This window comes from Brevibacterium oceani, from assembly GCF_013623835.1.
Lineage (GTDB): Bacteria > Actinomycetota > Actinomycetes > Actinomycetales > Brevibacteriaceae > Brevibacterium > Brevibacterium oceani.
Map to the genome: position 1 here is coordinate 73,325 of NZ_JABKDE010000005.1, position 26,940 is coordinate 100,264.

Here is a 26,940-nt window from a genome sequence, read left to right on the forward strand (position 1 = left end):
TCAATTCATCGTCGGCAACGCAGAGTCGCGAACCCGATCAATCCCGGAGGAACCTATGAGGGACACAACGACGTCGTCCAAATGGAAGGCCACGGTCGCCGTGGCCATGTCGAACTACATCGAGGCCGGTTCGATCATCGCGATCGCCACGAGCATGAGCCTGTGGCAGACCGAGTTCGGCCTCGACAGCATGGCCGTCGGCCTGCTCAGCGCCTTGAGCGCCAATGCGTTCGGCGCTGCCATCGGTGCCGCCATCGGCGGACCGCTCTGCGACCGCTACGGCCGCAAGTTCATCTACACCTATGACCTTCTGCTGTACATGTTCGGCACGCTGTTCGCGATCTTCGCTCTCAACTTCACCTCGCTCCTCATCGGCTTCGTCCTCACCGGAATCGCCGTCGGAGCCGGCGTCACCGCCGCATGGACCTACATCGCCGAAGAGGCTCCCGACGGTCGTCGCGCCGGTCACGTCGGTGTGGCCCAGCTCGCCTGGTCCATCGGGCCGATGATCGGCTTCCTGCTCGCTGCACTGCTCGAGCCCATGGGCCTGCTGGGTTCGCGCATCATCTTCGCCCATCTCTTCGTCATCGCGTTCATCACTTGGTGGGTCCGTCGCGGTTTGGCCGAGTCGCGCCGGTGGACGGAGAAGAATGCGAATCCCAACAGCGTCAGCACTTACCGCGGTTTCTTCGAAATGTTCGCCAACAAGAAGAATCTCACCGCTCTCCTCTTCCTCATCGGTGTCTACGGGCTCTGGAACACCGTGGCCGGGCAGGCCGGCATCTTCCAGCCACGCATCTACGAAGCCACCGGACTCACCGATGCCCGCTCCCAATACCTCCTGCAGGTCCTCGTCTGGGGCCTGACCAGTGCCGCAACGTTCTTCGGCTTCATGCGCTACGGGGACAAGGTCTCCCGCAAGTGGCTCTACGGCTTCGGCGCCGGACTCGGCGTCATCGCATGGGCCGTTCTCATCTACGGACCGGCCGGCTGGTTTTCGCTGCTGACCTTCGCCATCGGCTGGGGCATCTCCTCGGGTATCGGCGCTCAGGCCTTCTACGGACTGTGGGCGGCCGAACTCTTCGCCACCCGCTACCGGGCCTCCGCACAGGGCTTCATGTTCATGACCGTGCGCGTCATGGTCGGCGTCCTCTCCCTGTGGTTCCCCCTCATGCTCGAGAAGACCGGCATCCATGGTGTCGGCGTCCTCATCCTCGGCCTACTCATCGCGGCCCTGCTCATCGGCATGATCTGGGCACCGAAGACGCAGAACAAGACCCTCGAAGAGATCGAGATCGAACGCTACGGACGACTTCTCGATGCTGATCACGCCACCGAGGTGGCCGAAGGCAATATTCGTCCCGACGGCACCCCTGCGGTCAGGGAGCCCTGAGATGGAACGTGTGTGCTTCCGCATGCAGGTCGACCCCGCCCGTCTCGCTGACTACATCGCCGCCCACCGAGCAGTGTGGCCGGAGATGCTCGAGGCCCTCGAAGAGACAGGATGGCGCAACTACTCTCTGTTCGCCGATCCGACAGGCATGGTCATCGGCTACCTCGAGACCGACGACTACGAAGCAGCCCAGAAGGGCATGGAGCTCACGGAGATCAATGCCGCCTGGCAGGAGTCGATGTCTCCGTACTTCGCTGCCGGAGGATCCTTCGACGCAGGCCCCGAACAGCTGCGCGAGGTCTTCCACCTCGAGGATCAACTCACCAAGTACTCAGCACCTCAGCAACAGTAAGGAACCGTGACTCCCATGAGCACACCCCGCACCTTCTCCGATATCACCGACCAGCTTGCCGCGCAGGCGATCGAGCTGCCGTCGTGGGCGTTCGGCAACTCCGGCACCCGGTTCAAGGTCTTCGGCACCCCGGGCACCCCACGGGACCCGTTCGAGAAGATCGCCGACGCCGCCAAGGTCGACGAACTCACCGGCCTCGCCCCACAGGTGGCACTGCACATCCCTTGGGACCTCTGCGACTTCGACGAACTGGCCACGCACGCAGAGGATCTCGGGGTCCGACTCGGCACCGTCAACTCGAACACCTTCCAGGACGATGACTTCAAGTTCGGCGCACTGACTCATGAAGACCAGGCGATCCGGACGAAGGCGATCGATCATCATCTCGAATGCATCGATGTCATGGACCGCACAGGCTCGCGCGATCTCAAGATCTGGCTGGCAGAGGGCTCGAACTATCCTGGCCAGGCTGATATGCGGGGTCGCCAGGACCGACTCCACGACTCGCTGACCAGGATCTACGACCGCCTCGGCGACGAACAGCGGCTGGTACTCGAGTACAAGTTCTTCGAACCGTCGTTCTACCACACGGATGTCCCCGACTGGGGTACGAGCTATGCCCAAGTGGCCGCCCTCGGCGAGAAGGCGATGGTCTGCCTCGACACCGGACATCACGCGCCGGGAACGAACATCGAGTTCATCGTCATGCAGCTGCTGCGGCTGGGCAAGCTCGGCTCCTTCGACTTCAATTCGCGGTTCTATGCCGATGACGACCTCATGGTCGGTGCCGCCGATCCGTTCCAGCTCTTCCGCATCATCCACGAGGTGATCCGCGGCGGGGGCCTCAACAACCCGAACGTCGCGTTCATGCTCGACCAGTGCCACAACGTGGAGAACAAGATCGAAGGCCAGATCCGGTCGGTGCTCAACGTTCAGGAGATGACCGCCCGGGCACTCCTCATCGACACCGAGGCACTGCAGGAGGCTCAGAGGGCCGGTGATGTCATCACTGCCAACGACATCTTCATGGATGCTTTCTACACCGACGTTCGCCCGGATCTGGCGGAGTGGAGAGTCTCCCGCGGTCTGCCCGCCGACCCGATCCGCGCCTTCCGCGATTCCGGCTACCAGCAGCAGATCGCCGCCGACCGCGTCGGCGGAACCCAGGCCGGCTGGGGCGCCTGATCCAAAACACACCGGGGTGCCCCGGACGATTCCTGGGCACCCCGCCAGCAGCCCCTCCCCCACCCGCCATTCACTTCGCCATTCGCACCATCCTCCGAGGAGAACCATGACCAACCCGACAGTGAACGAACTCATCGCCCGCTCGAACTCACTGGGGGCCGACCGCCGCAACACGAACTTTGCCGGCGGCAACACCTCTGCCAAGGGCACCGACCTCGACCCGGTGACCGGTGAGAAAGTCGAACTGCTGTGGGTCAAGGGCTCGGGCGGCGATCTCGGCACGCTCACCCCCGAAGGCTTGGCGGTTCTCCGACTCGACCGACTGCGGGCTATGGAGACCACCTACCCGGGCATCGAGCGGGAAGACGAAATGGTCGCGGCCTTCGACTACACCCTGCACGGCAAGGGTGGGGCAGCACCCTCGATCGACACCGCGATGCATGGTCTCGTCGACGCCGCACATGTCGACCACCTCCATCCGGATTCGGGCATCGCGATCGCCACCGCCGCCGACGGCGAGGCGCTGACGCAGAGCATCTTCGGCGACCGGGTCGTGTGGGTGCCCTGGCGTCGGCCCGGCTTCCAGCTCGGCCTCGACATCGCCGCGATCCGCAAGGAGAACCCGCAGGCCATCGGCACCATCCTCGGTGGTCACGGGATCACGGCATGGGGAGCAACCTCGGCGGAATCCGAGGAGAACTCACGCTGGATCATCGACACTGCGGCACGCTACATCGAGGAGCACGGCCGCCCCGACCCCTTCGGCCCGGTCCGGCCGGACTACGCCGGCCTGCCGACCGACGAGCGCCGGGTCAAAGCGGCCGCACTCGCGCCGCACCTGCGCAGGCTCGCCTCGGCGGATAAGACCATGGTCGGTCACTTCACCGACGATCCCGCCGTGCTCGAGTTCCTCGCCGGCGACAAGCTCAACGCCCTCGCCGAACTCGGCACGAGCTGCCCCGACCATTTCCTGCGCACGAAGGTCAAACCGCTGGTCGTCGATCTGCCCGCGGCCACCTCGGTCGACGACATCATCGCAGCGCTCCCCGGCCTGCACGAGGCCTACCGAGCCGATTACCAGGCCTATTACGATCGCCACGCGGAACCGGATTCCCCGGCCATGCGGGGAGCCGACCCAGCCATCATCCTCGTCCCCGGCGTCGGCATGTTCTCCTACGGCGCGGACAAGCAGACCGCACGAGTGGCAGGGGAGTTCTATATCAACGCCATCAATGTCATGCGCGGGGCTGAAGCCCTGTCGTCCTATGCTCCGATCTCCGAAGCCGAGAAGTTCCGCATCGAGTACTGGGCGTTGGAAGAGGCGAAGCTCAAGCGGAAGCCAGCACCGAAGCCCATGGCCTCTCGCGTCGCCTTCGTCACCGGTGCCGCTTCGGGCATCGGCAAGGCGATCGCCACACGATTGGCCTCCGAAGGCGCCTGCGTCGTCATCGCCGATCTCGACCGTGACAAGGCCGAGGCTGCCGCCGCGGAGCTCGGTTCCTCCGATGTCGCCATCGGTGTCGCCGCCGACGTCTCCGACGAGGCGGGGGTGCAGTCGGCTCTCGCCGAGGCGGTGCTCGCGTTCGGAGGAATCGACCTCGTCGTCAACAACGCCGGACTGTCTCTGTCGAAGTCGCTGTTCGACACGACTGAGGCCGATTGGGACCTCCAGCACGACGTCATGGCCAAGGGCTCGTTCCTCGTGTCGAAGAACGCTGCGCGGATCCTCGTCGACCAGGGCCTCGGCGGCGACATCGTCTACATCTCCTCGAAGAACTCGGTGTTCGCAGGGCCGAACAACATCGCCTACTCGGCGACGAAGGCCGACCAGGCCCATCAAGTGCGTCTGCTCGCCGCCGAGCTCGGCGAACACGGCATCCGCGTCAACGGGATCAACCCCGATGGAGTCGTCCGCGGATCCGGCATCTTCGCCGGAGGCTGGGGTGCTCAGCGAGCAAAGACGTATGGAGTCGAGGAGAAGGATCTGGGGAAGTTCTACGCCCAGCGCACCATCCTCGGTCGTGAGGTCGTTCCGGAGAACGTCGCAAATGCCGTCTTCGCTCTGTGCACCGACGATTTCTCGCACACGACCGGTCTGCACGTGCCCGTCGACGCCGGCGTCGCCGCCGCCTTCCTGCGGTGATGTCGGGCTCAACCGTGGACAGGCCCACTGGACTCACGCTCGCGGCCGTCGACCTCGGCGCCACGAGTGGTCGCGTCATCCTCGGCGGGGTCACAGACGGTGTGCTGCAGATGAAGCACGTCGCGCGGTTCCCGAATGCGCCGCAGATGGTGGGCGAGAGTCTGCATTGGAACATCCAATCTCTCTTCGCTGGCCTGAGCGACGGCTTGCGAGAGGCGATCAGCGCGAGTCCGGGTCTCGCCAGCATCGGCATCGACTCGTGGGCCGTCGACTACGGGCTGCTGTGGGACGGAAGACTGCTCGGCATCCCGCATCACTATCGGGACGGAAGGAACCTGCGCGGTGTCGAAATCGTCCATGACAGCATGGGACCAGCAGAACTCTTTGCCCACAACGGCCTCCAGCATCTGGATTTCAACACCGTCTTCCAGTTCGCGGTCGAAGCGGAAGACGGGTTCCTCGACCTCGCCGACCGCGCCCTGCTCATCCCCGACCTCATCGCCTTCTGGCTCACCGATCAGATGCGAACGGAGCTGACGAATGCCTCGACCACAGGTCTGCTCTCGGTGACGGATGGCACCTGGGATGTCGACCTGATGAATCGGCTCGAACTGCCCTGTGGCCTACTGCCCGAACTCGTCTCCCCCGGCGAGCGCCTCGGTGAACTCACCGAGCCGGTCGCGGAGCGTCTCGGCGCTCGCGCACCGATCCAGGTCACGGCCGTCGGCAGCCATGACACCGCCTCGGCGGTGGTGGCCGTTCCGATGGAGGGGCCGAACTGCGCATTCATCTCCAGTGGGACCTGGTCCCTGGTCGGTCTCGAGATCGACGTTCCCGTCGTGACCGAAGAAGCCCGACTGGCGAACTTCACGAACGAAGGCGGCGTCGACGGCACGGTCCGGTTCCTCAAGAATGTCTCGGGACTGTGGCTGCTGAGCGAATCGATGCGTCAGTGGGAGCAGGATGCCACTGACGCCCAGCGCAGCTCAAACCTCGAGACTCTGCTCGCCGAGGCGGCCGAAGTCGAGGCACCGGTGGCCGTCTTCGATCCGTCCGACGACCGTTTCACCCCACCCGGGGATATGCCCAGCCGCATCCGCGATTGGTGTGTCGAACACGGTCAGGAGCCACCGCGCACCCGAGCCGAGGTGGTCCGTTCGATCCTCGAATCGCTCGCCACCGCCTATGCCTCGACGATCTCGACTGCCGAAGAACTGACCGGCAGAACGGTCGAGACGATCCACGTCGTCGGCGGAGGGTCACAGAATTCACTGCTGTGCCGACTGACCGCCGAGCGTACCGGGTGCCGCGTCATCGCCGGCCCTGTTGAAGCGACTGCGATCGGCAACCTGCTCGTCCAGGCCCGGGCGGTCGGCCAGGTCTCAGAGGACGCCTCCCTAGCTGATCTGCGACAGATCGTTCGGAATTCGTTCCCGGTCGTCGAATACTCGCCGTCCTGAAATCGGCAGCTGATGTGTTCGCTAGCCGCCTTCAGTTTGCAAGAATTCTTCGATTGAAGGAAGCAGTTGAGGAATCTCGTACCGCAGAGTTGACCACACAAACCCATAGTCGATTTCGCCATACTCGTGCGCAGTCACGTTTCGCATGCCGATGATCCGATGAATGTTCGGTACTTGGTCTGCCAGCTCAGGTTGAGCACCACGAAACTTCTTCAACGCTTCTCCGAGGAGCTCCAACTGTCTCTCGACAGCAGAGCGAACCAACAGATTCTCGGCGAATGACTCGAGGTCGGATATCCCGGAAACGAACCCTGTCATAGCGTTCATCGACGCAACTGCGTCCCACAGCCAGGCTCTTGAGTCAGGCTACAAAGACATCGCGAGCACTGCTCAGTGCGGACTGCTTGAAGTAGGGGTTGCGCATGGAACGGCCCACGACCAAGTCCACATTTCGACCTAGTAGGTCGGTCAGCCCTTCACGCAGACCGAAATAGTCGCTGAAGAGATTCGTGTGTTCGGGTAGAAAATCAACGATGAAGTCGACGTCGCTCGAAGCCGGGTCGAATTCGCCTGTTACCGCTGAGCCGAAGATCCGCAATCGAGCGACACCGTACTCGCGGCATAGTTCAGCCACGGCGTCGGCATCGATCTCGATTGCGGATTCCATACGACTATTTTCTCACTTCGGCATAAGAACCGACAGCCTCAGCTTTCGGCACCCACCGCGACGACCATCTTGCCGAAGTTGCCGCCGGTGAGCAGGTCGTTGAAGTACTCGGGGGCCTTCTCGAGTCCCGGGCGGATGTCCTCGCGGAACCGCACCTTACCCTCCTTGAGCCAGCCGCTCATATCGGTGAGGAACTGACCGGTGAGCCGTTCGGCGAATTCGAACTGGATGAAGCCGCGGACCAGCAGCGACTTCGTGAGGATCTGACCCATGAGCGCACCCGAACGGTCGGGCCCCTCTGGCAGGGAGGTGAGGTTGTAGTTGGCCACGAGCCCGCAGACGGGAACGCGACCGTAGGTGTTCATCCTCGGCAACACGGCGTTGAAGACGTCTCCGCCGACGTTCTCGAAGTAGACGTCGATGCCCTGCGGGACCGCATCTTTCAGTTCCTGCTTGAGGTTGCCCGAACGATGGTCGAGGGCCACGTCGAAACCGAGTTCCTTCAGGTGCGCGACCTTCTCCGGCCCGCCGGCGATGCCGACCGCGGTCGCACCCTTGATCTTCGCGATCTGACCGACGACCGAACCGACGGGTCCGGTGGCGGCGGCCACGGCCACTGTCTCGCCTTCCTTCGGCTGACCGATCTCAAGGAGGCCCGCGTACGCGGTGAATCCGGGCATGCCGAGCACACCGAGGTGGGTGGAGATCGGTGCGAGCTCCGGGTCGATCTTGCGCAGATGTCCGGTCGACTCGACCGAGTACTCCTGCCATCCGCCGTAGCCGAGGACGATGTCGCCGACGGCGAAGTCGGGCGAGTTCGATTCGACCACCTCGGCGACGGTCGCGCCGACCATGACATCGCCGACCTCGACGGGCTTGGCGTAGGACTTCGCGTCCGACATCCGACCGCGCATGTACGGATCGAGCGAGAGGTAGAGGGTGCGCAGCAGGACCTGACCCTCACCCGGGGTAGGTACGGGCACCTCGTCGAGGAGGTAGTTCTCGGCCGTGGGCGCGCCCACGGGACGGGAGTTCAGGCGAACCCTGTGATTGGTCGTCATCAGGCTGTTTCCTTTCATCGGATGATCCGTGTCATCGACACGTCGGCGTCATCGGAACTGTCTGTCATAGCAACCATTCGGGATCGATCGATGTTCCTGATCGAACGATTTTTCTGGCCCAGACTTTTCGTCCGTCCCATTCACGAGCCCGCGCGCCACCGTCTCCCACTGCGGGTCGAAGGCCCACGCAAAATCGCCGAGGTGGTCGAGCAGCTCCGCACCATTGGCGCGGATGATCTCCGACCACTCGGACGGCCAGGCCCCGAAGTTCGCGGCCGCGGCGAGTTCATCGACATCCTTGAATACCGCCCCGGTGACGTCGAACCCGCCGTCAGGAGTGTGCAGCGGCAGCGAGGAGACGGGAAAGGTGATGTCGAGGATGTGGTCGCTGGTGAACAGGGCATCATCGGTTCTCATGTGCGTGGCTTCGAGATTGACGTACCACTCGGCACGCACCGAGTTGCCACCGCCGGACACTGCACCTCCGGGAGCAGCAGCCTCGTCGTCCTTGAGCAGCACCCACACGGAGAACGGCACCTGCGGCGGAACGATCTTCAGTACTCCGCGTCCGTGCCAGGTCCCGTCGACGTTGATCCGGGTCGGTGCCTCGGCGGGTGGCCGGAACCGTGCGGCCAACGGGACGTCGTGCGGATTCGCGTCCTCCCATCCGACGATCCGGGTCTCCTGAGTCGGCGTGCCGCCGGATAGCCACAGGACGAGACTCTCGGGCCCATCGGCGATGACACGCATCGGTCGGGCCACCTCGGCGAGGTCGCGGTCGAAGTCGAACCGACGAAACGTCCAGGTCACGGTCTCACCGGGTGCCCGAAACGGCCCCTGGCCGACGGGCCTGACCTGCGCGGGAGCGGTGACCGGATAAGGATCGCGCAAGCTCATGCGGGCAGTCTATGCCGCGGTCATGCACGCCCGCTGAGGGCCGATGTCCGTTCCGCCTGCCCCCGGAACCGGCATCCTCGCTCTGCCCTGCCTGGGCATACCGCCCGCCTGACCGTGCCCAGCCACGTCATAGAGTGGGGCCATGAACGACTCCGATGATGCAGCTTCAGCGATGACCGCTCCCCCGCGATCGGATGCGGAGATCCCCGCCTATCTCAACGAGCTCGACCTGCCGGGACTCGCCGACATCCACGTTCACTTCCTGCCGCAGAACGTACTCGACAAGGTGTGGGCGTATTTCGACAATGCCGAGGCCAACTACGGTCAGCCCTGGCCGATCCACTACCGGTACGACACTGACACCCGCCTGCGCATCGTCCGTGACCTGGGCATTCGCGCGATCCCGGCGCTGACCTACCCGCATAAACCCGGCATGGCCGCCTGGCTGAATGACTGGAACGCCGAGTTCGCCGCCGCCCATTCCGACGTCATCCACTGCGGGACCCTCTACGCCGAACCCGAAGCCGCCGACTACGTCCCCGCCGCTTTGGCCGCTGGTGCGAAGCTGTTCAAAGTCCACATCCAGGTGGGCGGATTCTCCCCCGATGACCGGGTGCTCGACCCTGCCTGGCGGGCCCTCAAAGAGGCGCAGGTGCCGATCGTCATCCACGCGGGTTCGCGTCCGCTGCCGGGTGAGTTCACCGGCCCCGAGGCGGTCGCGCACGTGCTCGAGCGCTTCCCGACGCTGCGGTTCGTCATCGCCCACATGGGCATGCCGGAGTACGACGAGTTCGCCGACCTCGCCGAAACCTACGAGGGCGTTCACCTGGACACGACGATGTACGTCTCGGGATATTTCCAATCGCCCGCCGAGGTGGCCCCCACCTACCGTGAACGTTTGGCCGGTCTGCAGGACAAGATCATCCTCGGCTCGGATTTCCCGAACATCCCCTACCCGTATGCCGACCAGATCTCCGGCCTGGCCGGGCTCGGACTCGGCGACGAGTGGATGCGTTCGGTGCTGTGGCGCAACGGGGCGCGGGTGCTCGGACTCGACGGCTAGGACACGGAGAGCCGCGGCGAGGATTCAGCCTTCGCGGGGCACTCGCTCGGCCCCGATGACTCCCTCCAGTATGTCCTCGTCGATCGGGGAACCTCGGCGGATGACGCTGATCTGCCCGGTCGATTCGAGGATCACACACGCGACCTCATCACGATTGCGGATGCCGGCCGAGCGCAGCTTCGCGACCACCTCGTCGCGGTCGACGTGGGACTTCGCGAGGTTGTGAGTGAGCATCTCAGGACCTGCCATGAGGACGACGGCCGGGGAGTTGACGACGCCGCGGATCAGCCCGAATCGGCGTCCCGCTCCGGTCACTGCCTGCAGGATGAGCAGCGTTGCCAGTGCCAGCGCTCCACCGACCAGGGTCGGGGTGTCGCCGAGGATGGACCGGCCGATGATCGCTCCGATCGCGATGATCGAAGCCAGGTCGAAACTCGACAGGTTCGCCAGGGTCCGCTGGCCGAAGACGCGCAGGAGCAGAATGATGCCGAAGTAGAAAGCAACGCACGAGGCGACGACCCTGACCGCATCGACCCAGTCGAGTCCGTATTCCATCCAATCCATGAAGAACCTCCGGGATGGATGATACCGCCACCGAGGCGGCCGAGCCGGGACTCAGAGCGTACGAAGCCAATCGTCGAGGGTGACGTCGGAGCGCCTCGGCGATGATGGGAAGAGTCCGTCGCGGGAGGCCGGACAGGTCAGGGGGAGCTGTGACCTCTCAGACGCCGCACGGGCGGACCCATGATGAGCCCGCCCGTGCGCCGGTCGCTTCTCGCTTCTCAGTTCTGGTTGACCGTGACTGTGCCAGTGTCGGCTGTGGCTGAGATCGGCACCAGCGTCTTGTCCTCGTCGTCCTTCGGGTCCTCGGACACATCGTATTTCTTCAGATCCGAGGCCAGATCGACGGATCCATCGGTCGACTTCGCATTGATCCGGTAAACGAAGTCCTCGTCGCCCTTTTCGTTCGCGAGCTTGAGGTTCGGCAGCCGCAGCTCGATCGATCCTTCCTCGGTCTTCGCGCTGATGCCGCCGGATGGGATCGCCTCGTCGGTGAAGGCGAGATCGAGTGTGCCCGTCGAGGTGACCGCATCGAGGTGGTCGGTGACGGTGAGGTCCTCGCCGTCGATGGCCCCGACTCCGGTCTTGGCCTCGACGGTCTCGAAGGTGCCTTCGAGCGAGGTCGCACCCCAGTCGGTCGAGGTGCGGATCCGGTCGGCCGAGCCGCTGACGGTCAAAGCCCCGCCATCGGTGTCGGCGCTGATCTCGGCGAAGTCGCCATCGACGTCGAAGGTGCCGTAGTTGCTGTCGAGGCTGAGCTTGAGGTCGCGGGCCACCTCGGTGGGGACGGTGACGGTGATCCGGGTGTTCTCGAGCTTCCGGTCCTCGTCCAGACCCACCTCGGCGACGCCACCGCGCGAGTCGACCGTGAGGTCCGGAGCAGCGTCGCGGGGGCCGGTGGCGCGGAGCTCGACGGTGGGATCGGCGTCATCGTCGGTGCGGACGTCGACGGAGGCCCCCATCGCCAAGCTGACCTTGAGCTCCTTCATCGTCTCCGGCAGCGGCTGCGAGGATTCGAGCTTGCCGTAGTGCAGGCGGGAGGCTCCATGGGCGGCGGTGACGATCACGGGGATGAGGAGGACGATGGCGGCGAGGACGATCAGCACCGTGCGCAGACCGAGTCGGGCGGATTCGCTGATGCGGACTGTGGCAGGCATTCTAGGCTCCGAGGAATGTGAGGACGGCGAGGACGCGTCGGTTGTCCGAGGTGTCGGCGGTGAGGCCGAACTTCGTGAACACCGAGCTGATGTGCTTCTCAACGGCTCCGGCGCTGAGGTAGAGGGTGCGGGCGATCGCGGCGTTGGATTTGCCTTCGGCCATGAGCTGGAGGACTTCGATCTCACGGGGGCTCAGGGTCGACAGGCCGTCCTTCTTGCGGGTGCGCACGAGGATCTGGGAGACGACCTCGGGGTCGAGGACGGTGCCGCCGGAGGCGACCTCGTCGACGGCTGCGAGGAAGTCCTCGACGTCGGCGACGCGGTCCTTGAGGAGGTAGCCGAATCCGCCGGTGTTCTCGGCGATGAGTTCCGAGGCGTACTGCTCCTCGACGTACTGGCTGAAGACGAGGACCTTGACGTCGGGGTTCTGCTTGCGGATGAGGACCGCGGCGCGGATGCCTTCGTCGGTGAACGTCGGAGGCATGCGCACGTCGATGACGGCGAGGTCCGGCGGATCGTTGTGGACGACGGCGAGGAGTTCGCTGGCGTCGGCGACGGCGGCGATGACCTCATGTCCGGCGTCGGCGAGGAGTCGTTCGAGTCCGGCCCGCAGGACGGCAGAGTCTTCAGCGATTACGATGCGCATGGCACCTCCACAACTATGGTTGTCGGCCCACCTGCGGGGCTGGTCAGGTTCAGTGTGCCACGAGCCGCTTCGACGCGGTCGATGAGACCGGCGATGCCGGTGTGCCGTCCGGTCCGGTCGACGCGGGCCCCGCCCTGACCGTTGTCGGTGACGACGATCTGGACGCCGGTGTCGATCGGCGCGATGAACACGCTGGCCTTGGTGGCGCCCGAGTGTTTGGCGACGTTCGTCAGGCATTCGGCGACGACGAAGTAGGACACGGCTTCGGCTTCCCGTCCGATCCGTCCCTCGAGGCGGACGTCGACGTCGACGGGGATAGTCGAGCGTCCCGCGAGCGCGGAGACGGCGGCGTCGAGTCCGCGGTCGGTGAGCACCGCCGGGTGGATGCCGCGGGCGAGCTGGCGCAGTTCGGTGACGATGCCCTTGGCCTCGGTGTGGGCTTCGGAGACGAGTTCCTTCGCACGTTCGGGGTCGGTGTCGATCTTCGACTTCGCCATCCCCAGGGTCATGGTCAGCGCGACGAGGCGGGGCTGGGCTCCGTCGTGGAGGTCGCGTTCGATGCGCAGGCGTTCGGCGGCGGCCGCCTCGATGCCGGCCATGCGTGCCCGGTCGAGTTCGGTCACCTCGGCCTGGAGTGCGACGGTGCGGGCCGGGGCCAGCAGCGCCCGGTCGAGAGCACGGTCGAGGAGCGGGGCGAACCACAGGATCGCGAGCGAGCTGGCGAGGACGATGACCGAGCCGATGGCGACGCCGATGCGGGCCGGCCCGTCGATGGACTCACCGACGAAGAAGGTGTTGACTCCGGCAGGGTTGATGGCGGAGAAGATGCCGAGCAGGGATCCGCAGATGCCGGCGAGTGTGCCGCCGACGATGATCGCTCCCAACAGCATCTTGATGTAGTGGTGGGCGGTCGAGCGCCAGAAGGCACCGGATTTCACCTGCAGCCAGCGGTTGTGGAGGAAGCGGCCGAAGCCGGGTTCGCGGTTGCTGCTTTCGATCTTCGGGACGGGGATCCTGTCCGTGTAGATGAGTTCGGCGCGGTAGCGTTCGACGACGTTCGCGCCCTGCTGGACGAGGACCCACACGAGCAGCGCGAGCACGCCGAGGCCGAGGGCGAAGATGCCGCCGATGCCGGTGAACAGCAGGCCGAGCGGGATCCACGCCCAGATCACGGCGAGGACGGCCGAGAGGACGAGGTTCGCGACCCCGATGAATCCCGTCGGGCGCTTGGGCCACGTGATGGGGCCGTCGGCGGGGATCTCGGTGACGTCGTCCCGACTCAGCGGCAGTGAGCCGGTAACCGGTGCGTAGGCGACCGGTTCGGTGCGCTGTCTTCCTCGCCGAGGTGGCCGTGGAGGTGGCATCGGAGGCTGCCCCTGGCGCGGTGGCTGGGGTTGGCGCGGTTGCTGGGGTTGCCTGGGTTGTTGGGGCTGACGCGGCTGCTGGGGTTGCTGCGGCTGCTGGGGTTGCTGCGGCTGACCGGGTTGCGGGGGTTGGCCGGGCTGGTGGGGCTGCTGTCCGGCGGGGCTGTAAGAGGCCGGGGTTGAGGGGTAGGTGCGAGGACCGGAGTGGCTGGGTGTCGCCGCGTAGTTCGGCGGTGCGGGGTGGGCCGTCGGAGCCTGAGCGTATTGCCTGGTCGGGTGCTGGGGGTTCTGCGGCTGTTCGTACCCCTGTGGCTGCTGCGGGTACTGACGAGTCGCACCGGTGGCGAACGGCACGTCGAGATCGAGAGGCTTGGTCCGGAACTCTCCGGCCTGACTGGCCGCAGGTTCATCGATCTCAGATGTCGGCGGGGCGTTGACGATCGCCTCGGCGCTGATGGATTCTTCGCGTTCACCGGCGCTGGGGGCCGCCTCGGTGTCGGGGGTCTGAGGCTCCACCGGATCGGTGCCGTGCGACTCCTGATCCTGTGGGTTCTCGGGGGTCTTCTCACTCATAGCAATAACGCTACGGGAGTGACGTCGCGGCCAACAGCACGAAGACCTCCGACCCCGCGTCGGGTTTTCCCCCACGGCAGTGACCGTCCCCACTGCCGTGGAGTGAATGCCTCCCACCATCCAACACCGTTTGCGACGAAACATACCGGCGCCGGCTATTTGCGCCGCTACCGACGCATCACACCACTGCAACGGTAGGACGAGCCGCTGCCGGTGCCTCTCGTTCCGAGCCGTCTGCTGAATCGGCATCGTCGGCAGCGGCCCCGTCGGCCGAAGCCGCACCGCCGCCGACAGCGCCCGCCGTCGCGTCGAGAGCCTGCGCGAGGTCGGCGAGGATGTCGTCGATGTCTTCGATGCCCACGGACAAGCGGATGAACGCCCCGTCGATGCTCAGTTCGCAGTCGGCGACGGCCAGGTGCGTCATCGTCGCCGGGTGGTCGATGAGCGACTCCACGCCCCCGAGAGACTCGGCCAGAGTGATCAGCCGAGTGCTCTTCACCAGCGTCAGCGCACGCTCCTCGGTGTCGGTGCGCAGGGAGACCACTCCCCCGAACCCGTTCATCTGTGCCTTCGCGACCTCGTGGCCCGGATGGGAGGGCAGTCCGGGGTAGACCACCTCGGCGATCTCGTCGCGGGTCTCGAGCCATTCGGCCACGGCCTGCGCGTTCTCACAATGCGCCTTCATCCGCACCGGCAGGGTCTTGATCCCGCGCCTGGTCAGCCACGCGTCGAAAGGGGAGATCCCCAGGCTCACCGACGCCAGGTGGCTCTCGAGACGCTCGACCACCTCGGCGGCGCGGGCGCAGGTGGTGCCGTCACCGGCGAGCACGGCTCCGCCGATGACATCGGAGTGGCCGTTGATGAACTTCGTCGTCGAGTGGATGACGAGATCGGCGCCGAGGTCGAGCGGGCGCTGCAGGATCGGGGTCGCAAACGTCGAATCGACGGCCAGCAGCGCATTCGCCTCGTGCGCGAGCCGAGCGGTCTCGGCGATGTCGACGATGTCGAGGCCGGGATTGCTCGGCGTCTCGACCCACACGATCGCGGTCTTCTCGCTGATCGCCGTCGCCAGAGCAGCCGTATCGGTGAGGTCGACGGTGCGGATGCCCACACCCCAGCGTTCGTACTCGTTCTTCAGCAGTCGGTACGTGCCGCCGTAGACGTCGCGGGGAATGATGATCTCATCGCCGGGTCCCAGCAGCGCCGAGAACACCGCCACCTCGGCAGACGTGCCCGAGTTGACCGCGGCCGCGAACGTCGCGTTCTCGAGTTCGCACAGCGCCTCTTCGAGGTCGCTGCGGTTCGGGGTGCCCGTGCGCGCGTAGTCGAATCCGGCGCGGGTGTTGCCCGGGGTGTCCATCATGAAGGTCGAGGTCTGGAAGATCGGGGCCACAACCGAACCGGTGTGCGACTCGGGCATGGCTCCCGAATGCACCGATCGGGTCGAGATTCCGGCGGGTGTGGTGGGTTCGATGCTGTGTGAACTCACGGCGGATCCTTCCTTCACTGATGGTCACCGCTGCTTCCGCGGTGACCATCAGTGTGATCCGCCGACAGCCGTGCATGCGCGCCCGGTGACGCGCACTGTCACCGCATGTCATATGTCGTTGATCATCGTCATTTTTCGACGCGGAAGGTCATCATCCCTCGCCGAGGCGGCTCATCGCCCCGGACTTTCGTTGCCCGATCGTGGCCCGATAGTCGTCCGTTCCTCGCCGAGGCGGCTCGCCATTCCCGTGTGACCGATCCTCCGTCCCGTGTGACCGATTCCGGAGTGGCGCGACGGATCACCCGGCGAGGAGCTCCCGACGGTCGGACCCTGCCGACACGGCGTCGAGAATCGCCGAGGCGATGCGCTCGTTGTCCGCGAACACCGGCGCACCCGTATGCGGACGGGTGAAGGCCTCGGCCGTCGATCCGGAGACCGCAGGGCCGATCAGGAACAGATCCGACTGCGACCGACCGTCGGCGTCGAGCGCGTGGCCCGCCTCGTCCGTGCGCAGCTTCGCATGGGCGGTGTCCTCGAGGAGCAGCGCTCCGGTCGAGCGGAGTGATTCGAGAACCGGATCGGCGGCCTTCTCCGCACTCTGCCGGGCCAATCGCGCATCGACGAAGTGGGTGAAGGTCTTCGGCTCGGGGTGTGCAGCGGATCGGGCGGTGTACCCGGTTTCGTCGGCTGCGATGCTCAGGCCCGGACCGAGGAAGCGGACGAGTCCCGCTTCGTGGAGGGCGAGGATCTGCTTGACCCGGATGGGTGGTGGTCCGCTGCCGATATAGGAGAACAGCGAATGGAAGCGGCCTTCGACGAATTCCGTGCGATGACTGTGGCTGACCCTGCCGACCCGCACGAGCATTCGGATTGAGACATAGGACTTGACCAGGGCGTCGAACACCGCGAGGTCGGCCGAGTGGTGGACGTCGGCGCTGCGGCGCAGGTGGTCCTCGATGTGACGACGCACCCTGGTCTCGGCGCTGGAGTGAGCCGCGCAGCTCAGGTTCTCCAGGGGCCGGTCGAGGCGGGACAGGTCGAACAGGTCCGCCGGGTCGGTGATGATCTCCCGCGCCGAGGCGGCGATCGTCGCGAATCCGGCACGTTCTCTCACCGCATCGGCCCGACTGGGCTGGCTCGTCTCACCATTCCATGGCTCGTCTGTGCCATGTAGGCCCGAGAGCACCCGCTTCGCGGCGTCATCGATGATCTCGAGCAGTTCGGGAGCATCGATCCCCCGCTTCCACAGCACGTGGGCGTAATGGGCGTAGGTGAGTTCGAGTTCGAACAGGGGCCCGAGCACCGTCGTGAAATCGATGTGGTGCCCCGCTCCGTCGAGTCGGTCCTGCCTCAGGTAACGCAGTTCGACCGCGGGCGCGCCGGGGATGTCGGCTCGACTGTAGCCGAGCTTCGGACTGTAGGACACTCCCCGCGAGGACCCGACCCACAGCACGGGTTCGCGGCCCGAGGGCACGTAACGAAGCCGCGGACCGTCGTCGACGAACTCTCCTCTGCGGCCTTCGGTGACCATGACCATGAAGTCGAGGAATGCGAGCCCGAAGCCGCGGGTGAGCACCTCCGCGCCGGCGGGGATGCCGCTGAAGTCGAGGTCGGCGGTGTATCCGGGACCCTGGTAGTACAGCCCAGTGCTCGCCGAGGCTGCCGACCGCGAGTCATCGTCGATCCCAGCCGCAGAGTCCGCCGGCACCGCGGCGGAGTCCGGCGCCCAGGCAGTTGCTCGGGCCGCGAGGTCCGCGTCGTCGACGGCCGGGTGCATGTCGAGATGCCCCTGCGCCGAGACGAGGACGCGGGTGTCGATGACCGTTCCGGTCGCGGTCGTGACCACGAAACCGCGGTCGTCATCACGGCGTCGGACCGCCTCGGCGCGGGTGCGATGGATGTGCACCTCCGCCTCGAGACGGGTCAGGGCGGACTCGAAGGCCGCCGCCAGATAGTGCCCCTGGACCCGGCGACTGGCGAACGACTGGGAGTCGAGCGCGGCCGTCTCGTCCCCGAGCCCGGCGGCGACGAGCCTCTCCTGTCCGGGCCCGTGGATCCATTCGTGCAGGGTCGGTCCCGTGATGCCGGGGCGGAGCAGGCGGCAGGACTCATCGGGGAAGATCGTGATGTCTTCGGTGCGTGAGTTCATCCACAGATGCGGCGACTGTTCGGTTCGCCAGATCCGCCCGGCACCGGGCGGGAACGGATCGATCAGGTGGATGCGCAGGCCCGAGCCGGCGTCCGCGGTCGCAGCGATCGCGAGCAGGATGCCCAGGGTCTTCGGGCCCGCGCCGATGAACGTGAGGTCGGCGCGATGACGACCCGACCCCGGCGCCGTCGACGCACCGCCGCCGGACGTGAGGTCCGCCGACTCCGGCCGCTCACGCATCGACATCGGCATAGAGGCTTGCTGCCGGGGCGAGACCGAGGCGGGTGCGCAGGTCGCTCGGCTCGGCCCCGTCGTGTCGTGCCGCAGCAGCCTCCGGGGTCTCGCGCAGCCCCGCCGCATGCAGGGCGGGGAGGATCTCGGAGACGAGGCGGACGCTGAAGTCGAGTTGGTTCTCCGCGGACGCGCTCAGCAGCACCCCAGCGGCGCCGCGGCCGGTGAGGATGCGCACGGATCCGATGAGCTCGGCCACCTCGGCGCGGGTCGTCGGTGCCGGAAGGACGGTGAGCACCGGCACTCGTGAGTCGAGTTCGGTGCGCAGGTCCTCGAGCGAGATGCTGCCGGCCGCCTCGTCGACGAGGACGACGTCGGCTGCGGCACGGGCCGCCTCGTTGCCGGTCTCGGCACGCACGACGATCGGCGGGTGACCCTGCGGCGGGCGCGGCGTGATCGAGGGGCCGAGCACGGAGTAGTCGGAACCGGTCGAATCCTGCAGCTGCGCCTCGATGTAGTGGAGGCGGTCGCGGTCGATGTAACGGTCGGTGGCCCGGTCGCGGATGATCGCGTCGTCGTCCCATGAATCCCAGAGGCGGCGGATGACGTCGATGACGGATGCGGCCTCGACCCAGGCCCCAGGAGCCGGGGCCGGTTCGCGGCGACCGAAGAGCGCCGCCTCGGCGGGGGTCGTCGAGATGCCCACGGCCAGTCCTGCACGGGCGCGGGCCGTGTAGTCCAGCGTCGCCGAGGCGGTGGCCAGGTGGAAGGGTTCGAGATGGGTGGCGCGGACCTCGGGGACGAGTCCCAGACGGCCGGTCAGCGGTCCGAGCCAGGAGGCGTACTCGAGCGCGTCGAATCCGGTGAAGTCATCGGTCACGAGGGCGAAGTCCGCATGGCCGTCGAGGGTCTTCGCGGTCGCCGGTCCGGTGGTCGGGTCGGGGGTCAGGGTGGTGGCGATATGCACGCTCATGAGGGGTTCCTGTCGGTCGTGATCGGAATGAGGGATTCGGCGGCGGCCGCCTCGGCGTGGGTGCATGACCGGGCGCGGACGGTCAGCTCCGAGTCGAACTGGTCGATGGCGTCGACGACGTCGCGTTCGACGGATTCGTCGATGCTCGGCGGGGTCGTGTCCGTGGCCGGGAGGATGTTGCTCGAGACGACGAAGCGTCCACGGCCGATCGAGCTCGCCCCGAGCGTGGCCAGCAGCGGTTTGAGGCCGTAGTCCAGCGCCAGGACGTGGGCGGGGGATCCGCCGGTGAGCAGCGGCAGCACGGGTTTGCCGTGCAGGGCATCCATCGGCAACAGGTCGATGAAGACCTTGAGCAGGCCGGTGTACGTGGCCTTGAACACCGGGGATCCGACGACGACGGCATCGGCGGCGGCGACAGTGGCCCGAGCCGAGGCGATGAGGCCGTCGCTCGCATCACCGGCGAGCAGCGGCCCGGCGGGCAGGTGACGAAGCTTGATGAACTCCGTGGGGTGGCCGTACTGGCCGAGCCTGCGGGCGATGAACTCGAGCAGCGCCTCGGTCTTCGATCCCTCCGAAGGGCTGGCCGAGAGGAGGACGACGCGTGACATGTCAGCCCACCTCCTTGAGTTCTGCGCCGGTGTGGGCGCTGCGGGCACGATTGCGGCTCTCCACCCAGTCCGCGGCCGGGCGGGCCGCGGGCAGTCCGATGTTCTCGCGCAGGGACCCGTCCGGATATTCGGTGCGGTAGACGCCGAGCTCCTGGAGTTCGGGCACGACCTTCGCCACCACCTCGTCGAGTCCGCCCGGGGTGAGGTGGGGGACGAGGATGAAGCCGTCGGCGGCCCTGGTGCGGACCGCCTCGGCGAGGTCGGCGGCGACCTGGGCCGGGGTGCCGACGTAGGAATGGCGGGTCGAGACCCTGATGACGAGTTCGCGGGCGGTGAGCTTCTCGGCCTCGGCGATCTGCCGCCAGGACGCGATCGTCGCTTCCGCGTCCTTAATGTGTTTGACCCGTCCCTGGGAGATCGACTCGGCTGCCGGCGGGACATCGGGCAGGGGGCCGTTCGGGTCGAAGGCGGAGAGGTCGCGGTCCCACACGCGTTCGAGGAACGCGATGGCTCCGGCCTCGCTGACCTGCTGAGCGGCGACCTCACGGGAACGCTCGGCCGCCTCGGCGGGGGTGTCGCCGAGGATGATGGAGACGCCCGGGTAGATCTTCAGGGAGTCCTCGGTCCGGCCGTAGCGGGCCAGCCGGGATTTCACGTCCGCGTAGAACCTCCGACCGGATTCGGGGTCGGAGTGGCGGGTGAAGATGACATCGGCCGAGCCGACGGCGAAGTCGCGGCCGGAGTCGGAGTCCCCGGCTTGGAAGACGACGGGGTGCCCGCCGGGAAGCGCGCCGGTGGGGAAGCGGCCGGAGATGTCGAAGAAGTCGCTGTCGTGTGTGAACGACCCGTCGCCGGCGGCGGTGTCCCAGAGTTTCCGGGCGACGTCGATGAAGTCCTCGGCACGGCGGTAGCGGTCAGCGTAGTCGAGGTAGCCGCCGCGGCGGAAGTTCGCACCAGTGAAGGCGTTGGAGGTGGTGACGATGTTCCATGCGGCGCGACCGTTCGAGAGGTGGTCGATGGTCGCCAGCCGGCGGGCGATGTCGAAGGGTTCGTTGAAGGTCGAGCTCAGTGTGCCCGCCAGGCCGATGTGCTTCGTGACGGCGGCGAGCGCGGAGAGCACGGCGGTGGTGTTCGGGCGGCCGACGACGTCGAGGTCGAAGATCTCGCCCTGGTGTTCGCGCAGGCGCAGGCCTTCGGCGAGGAAGAAGAAGTCGAAGAGTCCCGCCTCGGCGGTCTTCGCGAGGTGGGAGAACGAATCGAATTCGATGTGGCTGCCCGAGGCGGGGTCGGACCACACGGTCGTGTTGTTCACTCCCGGGAAGTGGGCGGCGAGGTGGACCTGCCGCGGCTGGCCGGGAATGCTGCCGGCGTGGTTGTCGATGCTGCGAGGCTTGTCAGTGCTGCGTCGTTGGTCGGTGCTGTGGAGGTCAGGCATGGTGCTCTCCTGTCGGGGTCGGGTCAATGAGGTGGTCGGTGGTCCGCACGGCCGAGTCGTCGAAGCAGGGCACGGCGTCGATGAGTGCCTTCGTGTAGTCATCGCGGCTCTCGTGGAGCACGCGGGCGGTCGGCCCGGATTCGACGACGCGGCCGTCCTTCATGACGATCACCTCGTCGGCGATCTGTTCGATGACGGCCAGGTCGTGGGAGATGAAGAGGTAGGCGACGCCGAGGCGGGCCTGCAGGTCGACGAGCAGCTGCAGGATCTGCGCCTGCACGCCCACGTCGAGTGCCGAGACGGGTTCGTCGAGGATGATCACCTCGGGATCGACGGCGAGCGCCCGGGCGATCGCGAGCCGCTGACGCTGTCCTCCCGAGAGCTCCCGCGGCGTGCGCCCCAGCAGCGAATGGTCGAGGGCGACGGAGTCGAGCAGCTCCCGCACCCGTGCGGGCCGATCGGCCCGAGCGACGATGCGGTGTCCGCGCAGCGGTTCGGTGAGGATCCGCTCGACGGTGTAGTGCGGATCGAGGGCAGCCGTCGAGTCCTGGTGCACGTAGCGGATGCGCCGACCGAGGTCCTTCCGACGATAGGCGGTCAGGTCCGTACCGTGGAGCGTGATCTCGCCGGCATCCGCGCGGTCGGCACCGAGCAGGATCCTCGCCGAGGTGGTCTTCCCCGACCCGGATTCGCCGACGATTCCCACCGTCGATCCGGCCCGCAGCGCGACGTCGAGTCCGGCGACGGCGGGATGATCCCCGCCGAAGTCCCGCACGATGCCGTCCCCGGCAAGGACCACCTCGGTGCCGGCGTGGGCAGCGTCTGCCCTGGTCGCAGAATCGGTCGAGATCGCCCCGGTGGCGGAGTCACCCGCAGCACCGGCGGGCACGATTCCGGGGCTCGGACTCAGCCGACCCCATCCGAGGTGCGGAGCCGCGGTGAGCAGCGCCTGCGTGTAGGCGTGCTGGGGCTCTGCCAGGACACGCTCGGTGGGTCCGGTCTCGACGATGCGGCCGGCCTGCATGACCAGCAGCTTCGCGGCGCGCTCCTTCGCGACTCCGAGGTCGTGGGTGATGAGCACGAGTGCGGTCCGCGATTCGGCGACGAGGCCGCTGAGCACGTCGAGGACCTGCTTGGCGACTGTGGCGTCGAGCGCCGAGGTGGGTTCGTCGGCGATGATGAGCGCCGGCCGGGCGGCGATCGCATTGGCGATGAGCACGCGCTGCCGCTGCCCGCCGGAGAGCTCGTGCGGATACCGCCGCCCATGGGTCTCCGGGTCGAGTCCCACGGCGGTGAGCACCTCGGCGATGCGGGGTCTGATCTGCGGTTTCGCATACCCGTTGACCGTCAGCGTCTCAGCCAGGGCGGAGGCGATCGTGCGCACCGGATTGAGCCCGGCACCCGCGTCCTGCGGCACATAGGCGATTCCCGTGCCGAGGATCCGCTGCCAGGTGCGCGGCTTCGCCCCGATGAGATCCTCGCCGAGGTGGCTCTGCGTTCTCGCGTCGACCTTCGTCCCGGCCGGGAGGAGTCCGGTCAGGGCGGCGGCCGTCGTCGATTTTCCGGACCCGGACTCTCCGACGATCGCGAGCGTGTCCCCGGGGGCCAGGCTGATGTCGACATCGGCGATCGCCGGGGCGGGCGCTCCGGGGTAGGTCACGCTCAGCCCCGCGACCTCGAGGACGTGTGGGCCCTGGGGCGGGCGCTTGGAGGTGGCGGCGGTCGTCGCGGTGCGGGTTTCGTCGTCGGTCGACTCGACGCGGTCGTCGTCGAGGAGCTCAGTGCCGGCACCGGCCGAGGGCCAGGCGAGGAGATCGGTGTTGATCATCGGAATTCCTTCTCGGAGTTGACGGCATGGGAGAGGCGGTTGGCGGCGAGCACCACTGCGGCGACGACGAGTCCGGGGAACGTCGTCATCCACCAGGCGGCGGCGAGGAAGTCACGCCCCTCGGAGACGAGCAGACCCCATTCGGGCTGCGGCGGCGGAGCACCGAAGCCGAGGAAGCTCAAGGCCGAGACGGCGAGCACCGCGGACCCGAACTCGAGCGCGAGCAGCGCCCCGATCGGGCCTCTGACCTGGGGCAGGATATGTCGAGCGAGGACCGATATGGCGGAGAGTCCGTCGGCGCGGGCGGCGCGGACGAATTCGGTCGACCGCCACCGGATCACCTCGGCGCGGGTGAGACGGGCGAACGAAGGCACTGCCGCGACGCCGACGGCCACGGCGACGTTGAGGGTGCCGAAGCCCAGCGCAGTGATCACGGCCATCGACAGCAGCAGACCGGGCACGGCCTGGAGGACGTCGACGGTGCGCATGAAGATCGCATCGAGCACCCCAGTGAAGAACCCGGAGAGCAGGCCGATGAGCACACCCGCACCGACCCCGATGAGCACGGCGGCGAGGCTGGCCGACAGCGTCTGCGCCGAACCGTGGACGGTGCGGGCGAAGACGTCACGGCCGAGTTGGTCGGTGCCGAAGATGCGCTCGGCACCAGGCGGCAGAAGCCGGTCGGCTGGGTTGCCGGTGAGCGGATCGACGCTGGTGAGCAGGGTGGGCCACAGGGCGGCGAGTGCCGCGAGACCGAGGACGATGATCGCGATGACCTCGACGATCCCGATCCTCAAGGCTCCCACCGCCGAGGTGAGGCGACGCAACCCGCCGGGGCGGACACCGCCGGCGGCCAGATCACTGCCGCCGGTGACGTGGTCGTCGTGGGCGAGGTTCGCGCCGGGCCCGGGAGGAGCCGTCCGGGAGTTCTTCTGCAGTTCGGTGGCCAGACTCATGCGCGCGCTCCTTCGATTCCGGTCGCCGTTGCCGTCGATCCAGCCGCTGCGGTCACTGCCGTCGACCCAGCCGGGCTGGCACCGGCGGACCCGTCCGCACGATCGGACGCCTCGGCGAGGGTGTTCCCGCTTGTCGATTCGAGCTTCCGGCGTGCGGCACGCAGCCGCGGATCGAGCAGCGGGTAGGTGAGGTCGGTGATGAGGTTGACGAGGACGAACACGGCCGCGGCGAAGAGGACGATGCCTTGGACGAGCGGGATGTCCTGTCCGGTCACAGCGGTCTGGGCGAGCCGACCGAGTCCCTGCCGGGAGAATACGTTCTCGACGACGACGGATCCGGCGAGCGCCTGCCCGAAGAGAACCCCGCCCATCGTCAGCGTCGGCAGCAGCGCCACGGGCAGGGCCTGGCGCAGCAGCAGTCGCAGGCGGGTGTAGCCCGAGGCGGTGTAGGTCGTGACGAAGGGTTGGATCCACGCGTTCTGCAGTGACCGGAAGAGGACCTGGGCGATGATCGCCGACAGTGGGATCGCCAGCGTCACGGCCGGCAGCACGATGGCGGCCGGGGTTCCGGTGCCCACAGCGGGGAAGAGCGGGATGCGGAAGGAGAAGACCTGCAGCAGCATGAGCCCGACCCAGAAGGTCGGCAGGGCGACGCCGAGTCCCGGCAGGGCGGCCAGGGTGTCACGCAGCCAGGGCCTGCGGGTCAGGGTCGCTGTCACAGCGATGACGGTCCCGATGATGAGTGCCAGTCCCAGGGCCAACGCGGCGAGTGCGAGCGTCGAGGGCAGGGCCGCCGCGATCGCCTCGGTGACGGGAGTGCCGGCCTGGATCGAGGTGCCGAAGTCGAGGCGGACGAGGTTGCCGAGGGCGAAGAGGTATTGGACGATGAGCGGCTGGTCGAGGTGGAATTCGGCTCTCAGGCGAGCCACCTCGGCGGGGTCGAAGCTCTGCAGCTCTCCCCCGGCGCCGAGCATCGTGATGACCGGATCACCGGGCAACCAGTAGAGGAGGAAGAAGCTCAAGCTGAACGCGATCCACAGGACGAGCAGTCCCTGGGCCAGTCGGGAGGCGAGGTAGCGCAGGTTCATCAGTGCTCACCGCCGAGCCAGGTGTCGTAGAGCTGGTAGCGCGACGAGGCTTCGAACGTGAAGTCGTGGACGTTCTTGCCCGTGCCGACGATGCCGGTGAGTTCGACGACCGGAATCGAGTAGCCCTCGTCGAGGATGAGCTTCGCGGCCTCGGTGAAGTCAGCTTTCCGTTCGTCCTCGTCCAGGGTCTCGGTGGTGCGGGCGAGGACCTTGTCGACCTCTCCGGGCTTGCGCGCGTTCGCGTTCTGCTCGTCCGCGCCGAAGTAGTTGCGGAGGATATCGGCGTCCGATCGGGTGAGGTTGCCGAACGTGAAGTCCTCTTTGCCTTCGGCCTGGAGGGCGGTGACCTCGGCGATCGTCTTCTTCTCCAGCTGGAGGTCGAAGCCGATCTCGCGCAGCTGCTGTTGGACGAGTTCGAGGAACGGTGCGTCCTGCCAGTAGGTCAGAGTCGTCTTGAGCTTCTTCCCGTCCTTGGCGCGGATGCCATCGGCGCCTTCCTTCCAGCCGGCGTCGTCGAGCAGCTTCTTCGCCCCGTCGGGATCGTAGGCGAGCAGGTCGGAGAGGTCTTCGTACTGTGGGGTCGATTTCGCCAGCACCGAGGTGGCCGGAGCCTGATGTTCGGAGACGACCGTTTTCAGCTGCTCCCGGTCGATGCCCTTGATCAGGGCCTTGCGCACCGCCTTGTCCGAGGCGATCGTGCCGGTGGCCTTCGGCACGAGGTTGTACACGACGCCCGGGTTGGCGCGGGAGACGATGTCGAGGCCTTGGGCCTCGAGGGTCTTCTCGTCCTGGGATTGCACGGAGGTGTCGACGTCGACCTGGCCGGACAGCAGCGAGCCGTTGCGCACCGAGGCTTCGGGGACAATCGAGAATTCGATGCCGTCGAGGTGGGCTGGCCCCTCGTGAGCAGCGAGCGACGACGGCCAGTCGTAGTCGTCGTTGCGTGTGAGCGAGATCGCCTTGTTGTGCTCAACCTTGTCGAGGGCGAAGGGGCCGGTGCCGACGAGGTCGTCTCCGGTGCAGCGCTGCTCTGCAGTCTGCTTGAGCGTCTTCGACGCGTAGAAGCCGAGATTCATCGTCGAGGTCGCCTGGAGGAACTGGGCGTTGGCCTTGTCGAAGGTGAACGTGACGGTCTGCTTGTCGGGAGTCGCGATCGACTTCAGCCCATCGAGGTAGGTCTGACCCAGGGAAGCCTTCGCCCCGAGGTCTTCGATCGCTTCGAAGTTCTCCTTCACCGAGGCGGAGGTGAAGTTGGTGTCGTCCTGGAACTTCACTCCGTCGCGGAGGTGGAAGGTGAAGGTCTTCGCGTCGTCGGAGACGTCCCAGGACTTCGCGAGCCAGGGCTTGATCTCCCCGGACTTCGGATCCTGATCGGTCAGCGAGTCGGTGATCTGGCGGGTGATGTTGAGTGTGACGTTCTGACCGGCCTGTTGGCCGTCGAGGCACGTCGGGTCGACGTCATAGGCGACCTTGAGTGTTCCGCCGTTCTGGGGCGTGACGTTGTCGCCATCGGCCGCCGCCGATCCGGAGCAGCCGGCGAGGAGGAGGGAGCCGGCCGCGAGTGCGGCGAGAGCGAAGCGGCTGCGGCGCCTGGGTGAGGTGATCGAGCCGGCGGCGGGAGAGGCGATGGTGGTCATGGGTGTCCTGAGTGGTATCGGAGG

At 66.8% G+C, this 26,940-nt stretch carries 23 protein-coding genes; 6 read left to right on the forward strand and 17 right to left on the reverse strand.

Annotated elements, in window-relative coordinates; translation table 11 throughout:
- The first annotated feature begins 55 nt into the window (after positions 1-55).
- The 5 genes from HK401_RS12280 (at position 56) to HK401_RS12300 (ending at position 6,533) form a co-directional block, all read left to right on the forward strand.
- On the forward strand, positions 56-1,393 hold the full coding sequence (locus tag HK401_RS12280; RefSeq protein WP_219921920.1) for an MFS transporter: 1,338 nt from the start codon (positions 56-58) through the stop codon (positions 1,391-1,393).
- 1 nt (position 1,394) lies between these two features.
- Complete coding sequence (locus HK401_RS12285; protein ID WP_181274961.1) at positions 1,395-1,745, forward strand: L-rhamnose mutarotase; 351 nt, start codon at positions 1,395-1,397, stop codon at positions 1,743-1,745.
- Positions 1,746-1,760: 15 nt separating this feature from the next.
- A complete protein-coding gene (rhaI, locus tag HK401_RS12290; RefSeq protein ID WP_181274962.1) occupies positions 1,761-2,930 on the forward strand; it encodes an L-rhamnose isomerase in 1,170 nt (389 codons plus the stop codon).
- Positions 2,931-3,036: 106 nt separating this feature from the next.
- Positions 3,037-5,073 carry a bifunctional aldolase/short-chain dehydrogenase gene (locus HK401_RS12295; protein ID WP_181274963.1) on the forward strand — a complete coding sequence of 679 codons (2,037 nt, stop codon included), beginning with the start codon at positions 3,037-3,039 and terminating at the stop codon, positions 5,071-5,073.
- 14 nt (positions 5,074-5,087) lie between these two features.
- Positions 5,088-6,533 (forward strand): rhamnulokinase, encoded by a 1,446-nt coding sequence (locus HK401_RS12300; protein WP_309135980.1) that lies wholly within the window; start codon positions 5,088-5,090, stop codon positions 6,531-6,533.
- Between the two features lie 21 nt (positions 6,534-6,554).
- Here HK401_RS12300 and HK401_RS12305 read toward each other — a convergent pair whose 3' ends face one another.
- Genes HK401_RS12305 through HK401_RS12320 form a run of 4 tightly spaced genes read right to left on the reverse strand, consistent with a single transcriptional unit; the run spans position 6,555 to position 9,158 of the window.
- Positions 6,555-6,860 carry a HepT-like ribonuclease domain-containing protein gene (locus HK401_RS12305; protein ID WP_181274965.1) on the reverse strand — a complete coding sequence of 102 codons (306 nt, stop codon included), beginning with the start codon at positions 6,858-6,860 and terminating at the stop codon, positions 6,555-6,557.
- Between the two features lie 34 nt (positions 6,861-6,894).
- The gene (locus HK401_RS12310) at positions 6,895-7,200 is read right to left on the reverse strand and encodes a nucleotidyltransferase family protein (RefSeq protein WP_181274966.1); all 306 of its coding nucleotides are present in this window, start codon (positions 7,198-7,200) and stop codon (positions 6,895-6,897) included.
- Positions 7,201-7,238: 38 nt separating this feature from the next.
- On the reverse strand, positions 7,239-8,261 hold the full coding sequence (gene curA, locus HK401_RS12315) for an NADPH-dependent curcumin/dihydrocurcumin reductase (RefSeq protein WP_181274967.1): 1,023 nt from the start codon (positions 8,259-8,261) through the stop codon (positions 7,239-7,241).
- Positions 8,262-8,309: 48 nt separating this feature from the next.
- The gene (locus tag HK401_RS12320; RefSeq protein ID WP_181274968.1) at positions 8,310-9,158 is read right to left on the reverse strand and encodes a ribonuclease FAU-1 family protein; all 849 of its coding nucleotides are present in this window, start codon (positions 9,156-9,158) and stop codon (positions 8,310-8,312) included.
- Between the two features lie 142 nt (positions 9,159-9,300).
- Between HK401_RS12320 and HK401_RS12325 the strand changes: the two genes are divergently transcribed.
- Positions 9,301-10,221 (forward strand): amidohydrolase family protein, encoded by a 921-nt coding sequence (locus tag HK401_RS12325; protein ID WP_258234181.1) that lies wholly within the window; start codon positions 9,301-9,303, stop codon positions 10,219-10,221.
- Positions 10,222-10,245: 24 nt separating this feature from the next.
- Here the strand turns inward: HK401_RS12325 and HK401_RS12330 are convergent, their stop codons facing one another.
- From HK401_RS12330 to HK401_RS12390, 13 genes are all read right to left on the reverse strand, one after another.
- Positions 10,246-10,785 carry a DUF421 domain-containing protein gene (locus HK401_RS12330; RefSeq protein WP_181274969.1) on the reverse strand — a complete coding sequence of 180 codons (540 nt, stop codon included), beginning with the start codon at positions 10,783-10,785 and terminating at the stop codon, positions 10,246-10,248.
- Between the two features lie 218 nt (positions 10,786-11,003).
- Positions 11,004-11,939 (reverse strand): DUF4097 family beta strand repeat-containing protein, encoded by a 936-nt coding sequence (locus HK401_RS12335; RefSeq protein ID WP_181274970.1) that lies wholly within the window; start codon positions 11,937-11,939, stop codon positions 11,004-11,006.
- Position 11,940: 1 nt separating this feature from the next.
- Entirely contained in the window at positions 11,941-12,585 is a 645-nt protein-coding gene (locus HK401_RS12340) for a response regulator transcription factor (protein WP_181274971.1), read from the reverse strand.
- Positions 12,573-14,522 carry a sensor histidine kinase gene (locus HK401_RS12345; protein ID WP_181274972.1) on the reverse strand — a complete coding sequence of 650 codons (1,950 nt, stop codon included), beginning with the start codon at positions 14,520-14,522 and terminating at the stop codon, positions 12,573-12,575. Before HK401_RS12345 ends, HK401_RS12340 begins: the two co-directional genes overlap by 13 nt.
- A gap of 178 nt (positions 14,523-14,700) precedes the next feature.
- A complete protein-coding gene (locus tag HK401_RS12350) occupies positions 14,701-16,011 on the reverse strand; it encodes a trans-sulfuration enzyme family protein (protein WP_181274973.1) in 1,311 nt (436 codons plus the stop codon).
- A 298-nt stretch (positions 16,012-16,309) separates the two neighbouring features.
- Complete coding sequence (locus HK401_RS12355) at positions 16,310-18,406, reverse strand: FAD/NAD(P)-binding protein (RefSeq protein WP_181274974.1); 2,097 nt, start codon at positions 18,404-18,406, stop codon at positions 16,310-16,312.
- Positions 18,393-19,364: an LLM class flavin-dependent oxidoreductase gene (locus tag HK401_RS20470; RefSeq protein ID WP_219921921.1), complete on the reverse strand. Its 972-nt coding sequence runs from the start codon at positions 19,362-19,364 to the stop codon at positions 18,393-18,395. The genes HK401_RS12355 and HK401_RS20470 overlap by 14 nt, the downstream gene beginning before the upstream one ends.
- Positions 19,361-19,972, reverse strand: coding sequence for an NADPH-dependent FMN reductase (gene ssuE, locus HK401_RS12365; RefSeq protein ID WP_181274975.1), 612 nt, complete (start codon positions 19,970-19,972; stop codon positions 19,361-19,363). The genes HK401_RS20470 and ssuE overlap by 4 nt, the downstream gene beginning before the upstream one ends.
- A gap of 1 nt (position 19,973) precedes the next feature.
- Positions 19,974-21,407, reverse strand: a complete 1,434-nt coding sequence (locus HK401_RS12370) for an NtaA/DmoA family FMN-dependent monooxygenase (RefSeq protein WP_219921922.1) — start codon at positions 21,405-21,407, stop codon at positions 19,974-19,976.
- Positions 21,400-23,235 (reverse strand): dipeptide ABC transporter ATP-binding protein, encoded by a 1,836-nt coding sequence (locus HK401_RS12375; RefSeq protein ID WP_181274976.1) that lies wholly within the window; start codon positions 23,233-23,235, stop codon positions 21,400-21,402. The genes HK401_RS12370 and HK401_RS12375 overlap by 8 nt, the downstream gene beginning before the upstream one ends.
- Positions 23,232-24,191, reverse strand: coding sequence for an ABC transporter permease (locus HK401_RS12380; protein WP_181274977.1), 960 nt, complete (start codon positions 24,189-24,191; stop codon positions 23,232-23,234). The genes HK401_RS12375 and HK401_RS12380 overlap by 4 nt, the downstream gene beginning before the upstream one ends.
- On the reverse strand, positions 24,188-25,279 hold the full coding sequence (locus tag HK401_RS12385) for an ABC transporter permease (protein WP_181274978.1): 1,092 nt from the start codon (positions 25,277-25,279) through the stop codon (positions 24,188-24,190). Before HK401_RS12385 ends, HK401_RS12380 begins: the two co-directional genes overlap by 4 nt.
- Positions 25,279-26,916: an ABC transporter substrate-binding protein gene (locus HK401_RS12390; RefSeq protein ID WP_181274979.1), complete on the reverse strand. Its 1,638-nt coding sequence runs from the start codon at positions 26,914-26,916 to the stop codon at positions 25,279-25,281. The genes HK401_RS12385 and HK401_RS12390 overlap by 1 nt, the downstream gene beginning before the upstream one ends.
- Positions 26,917-26,940: the final 24 nt, after the last annotated feature.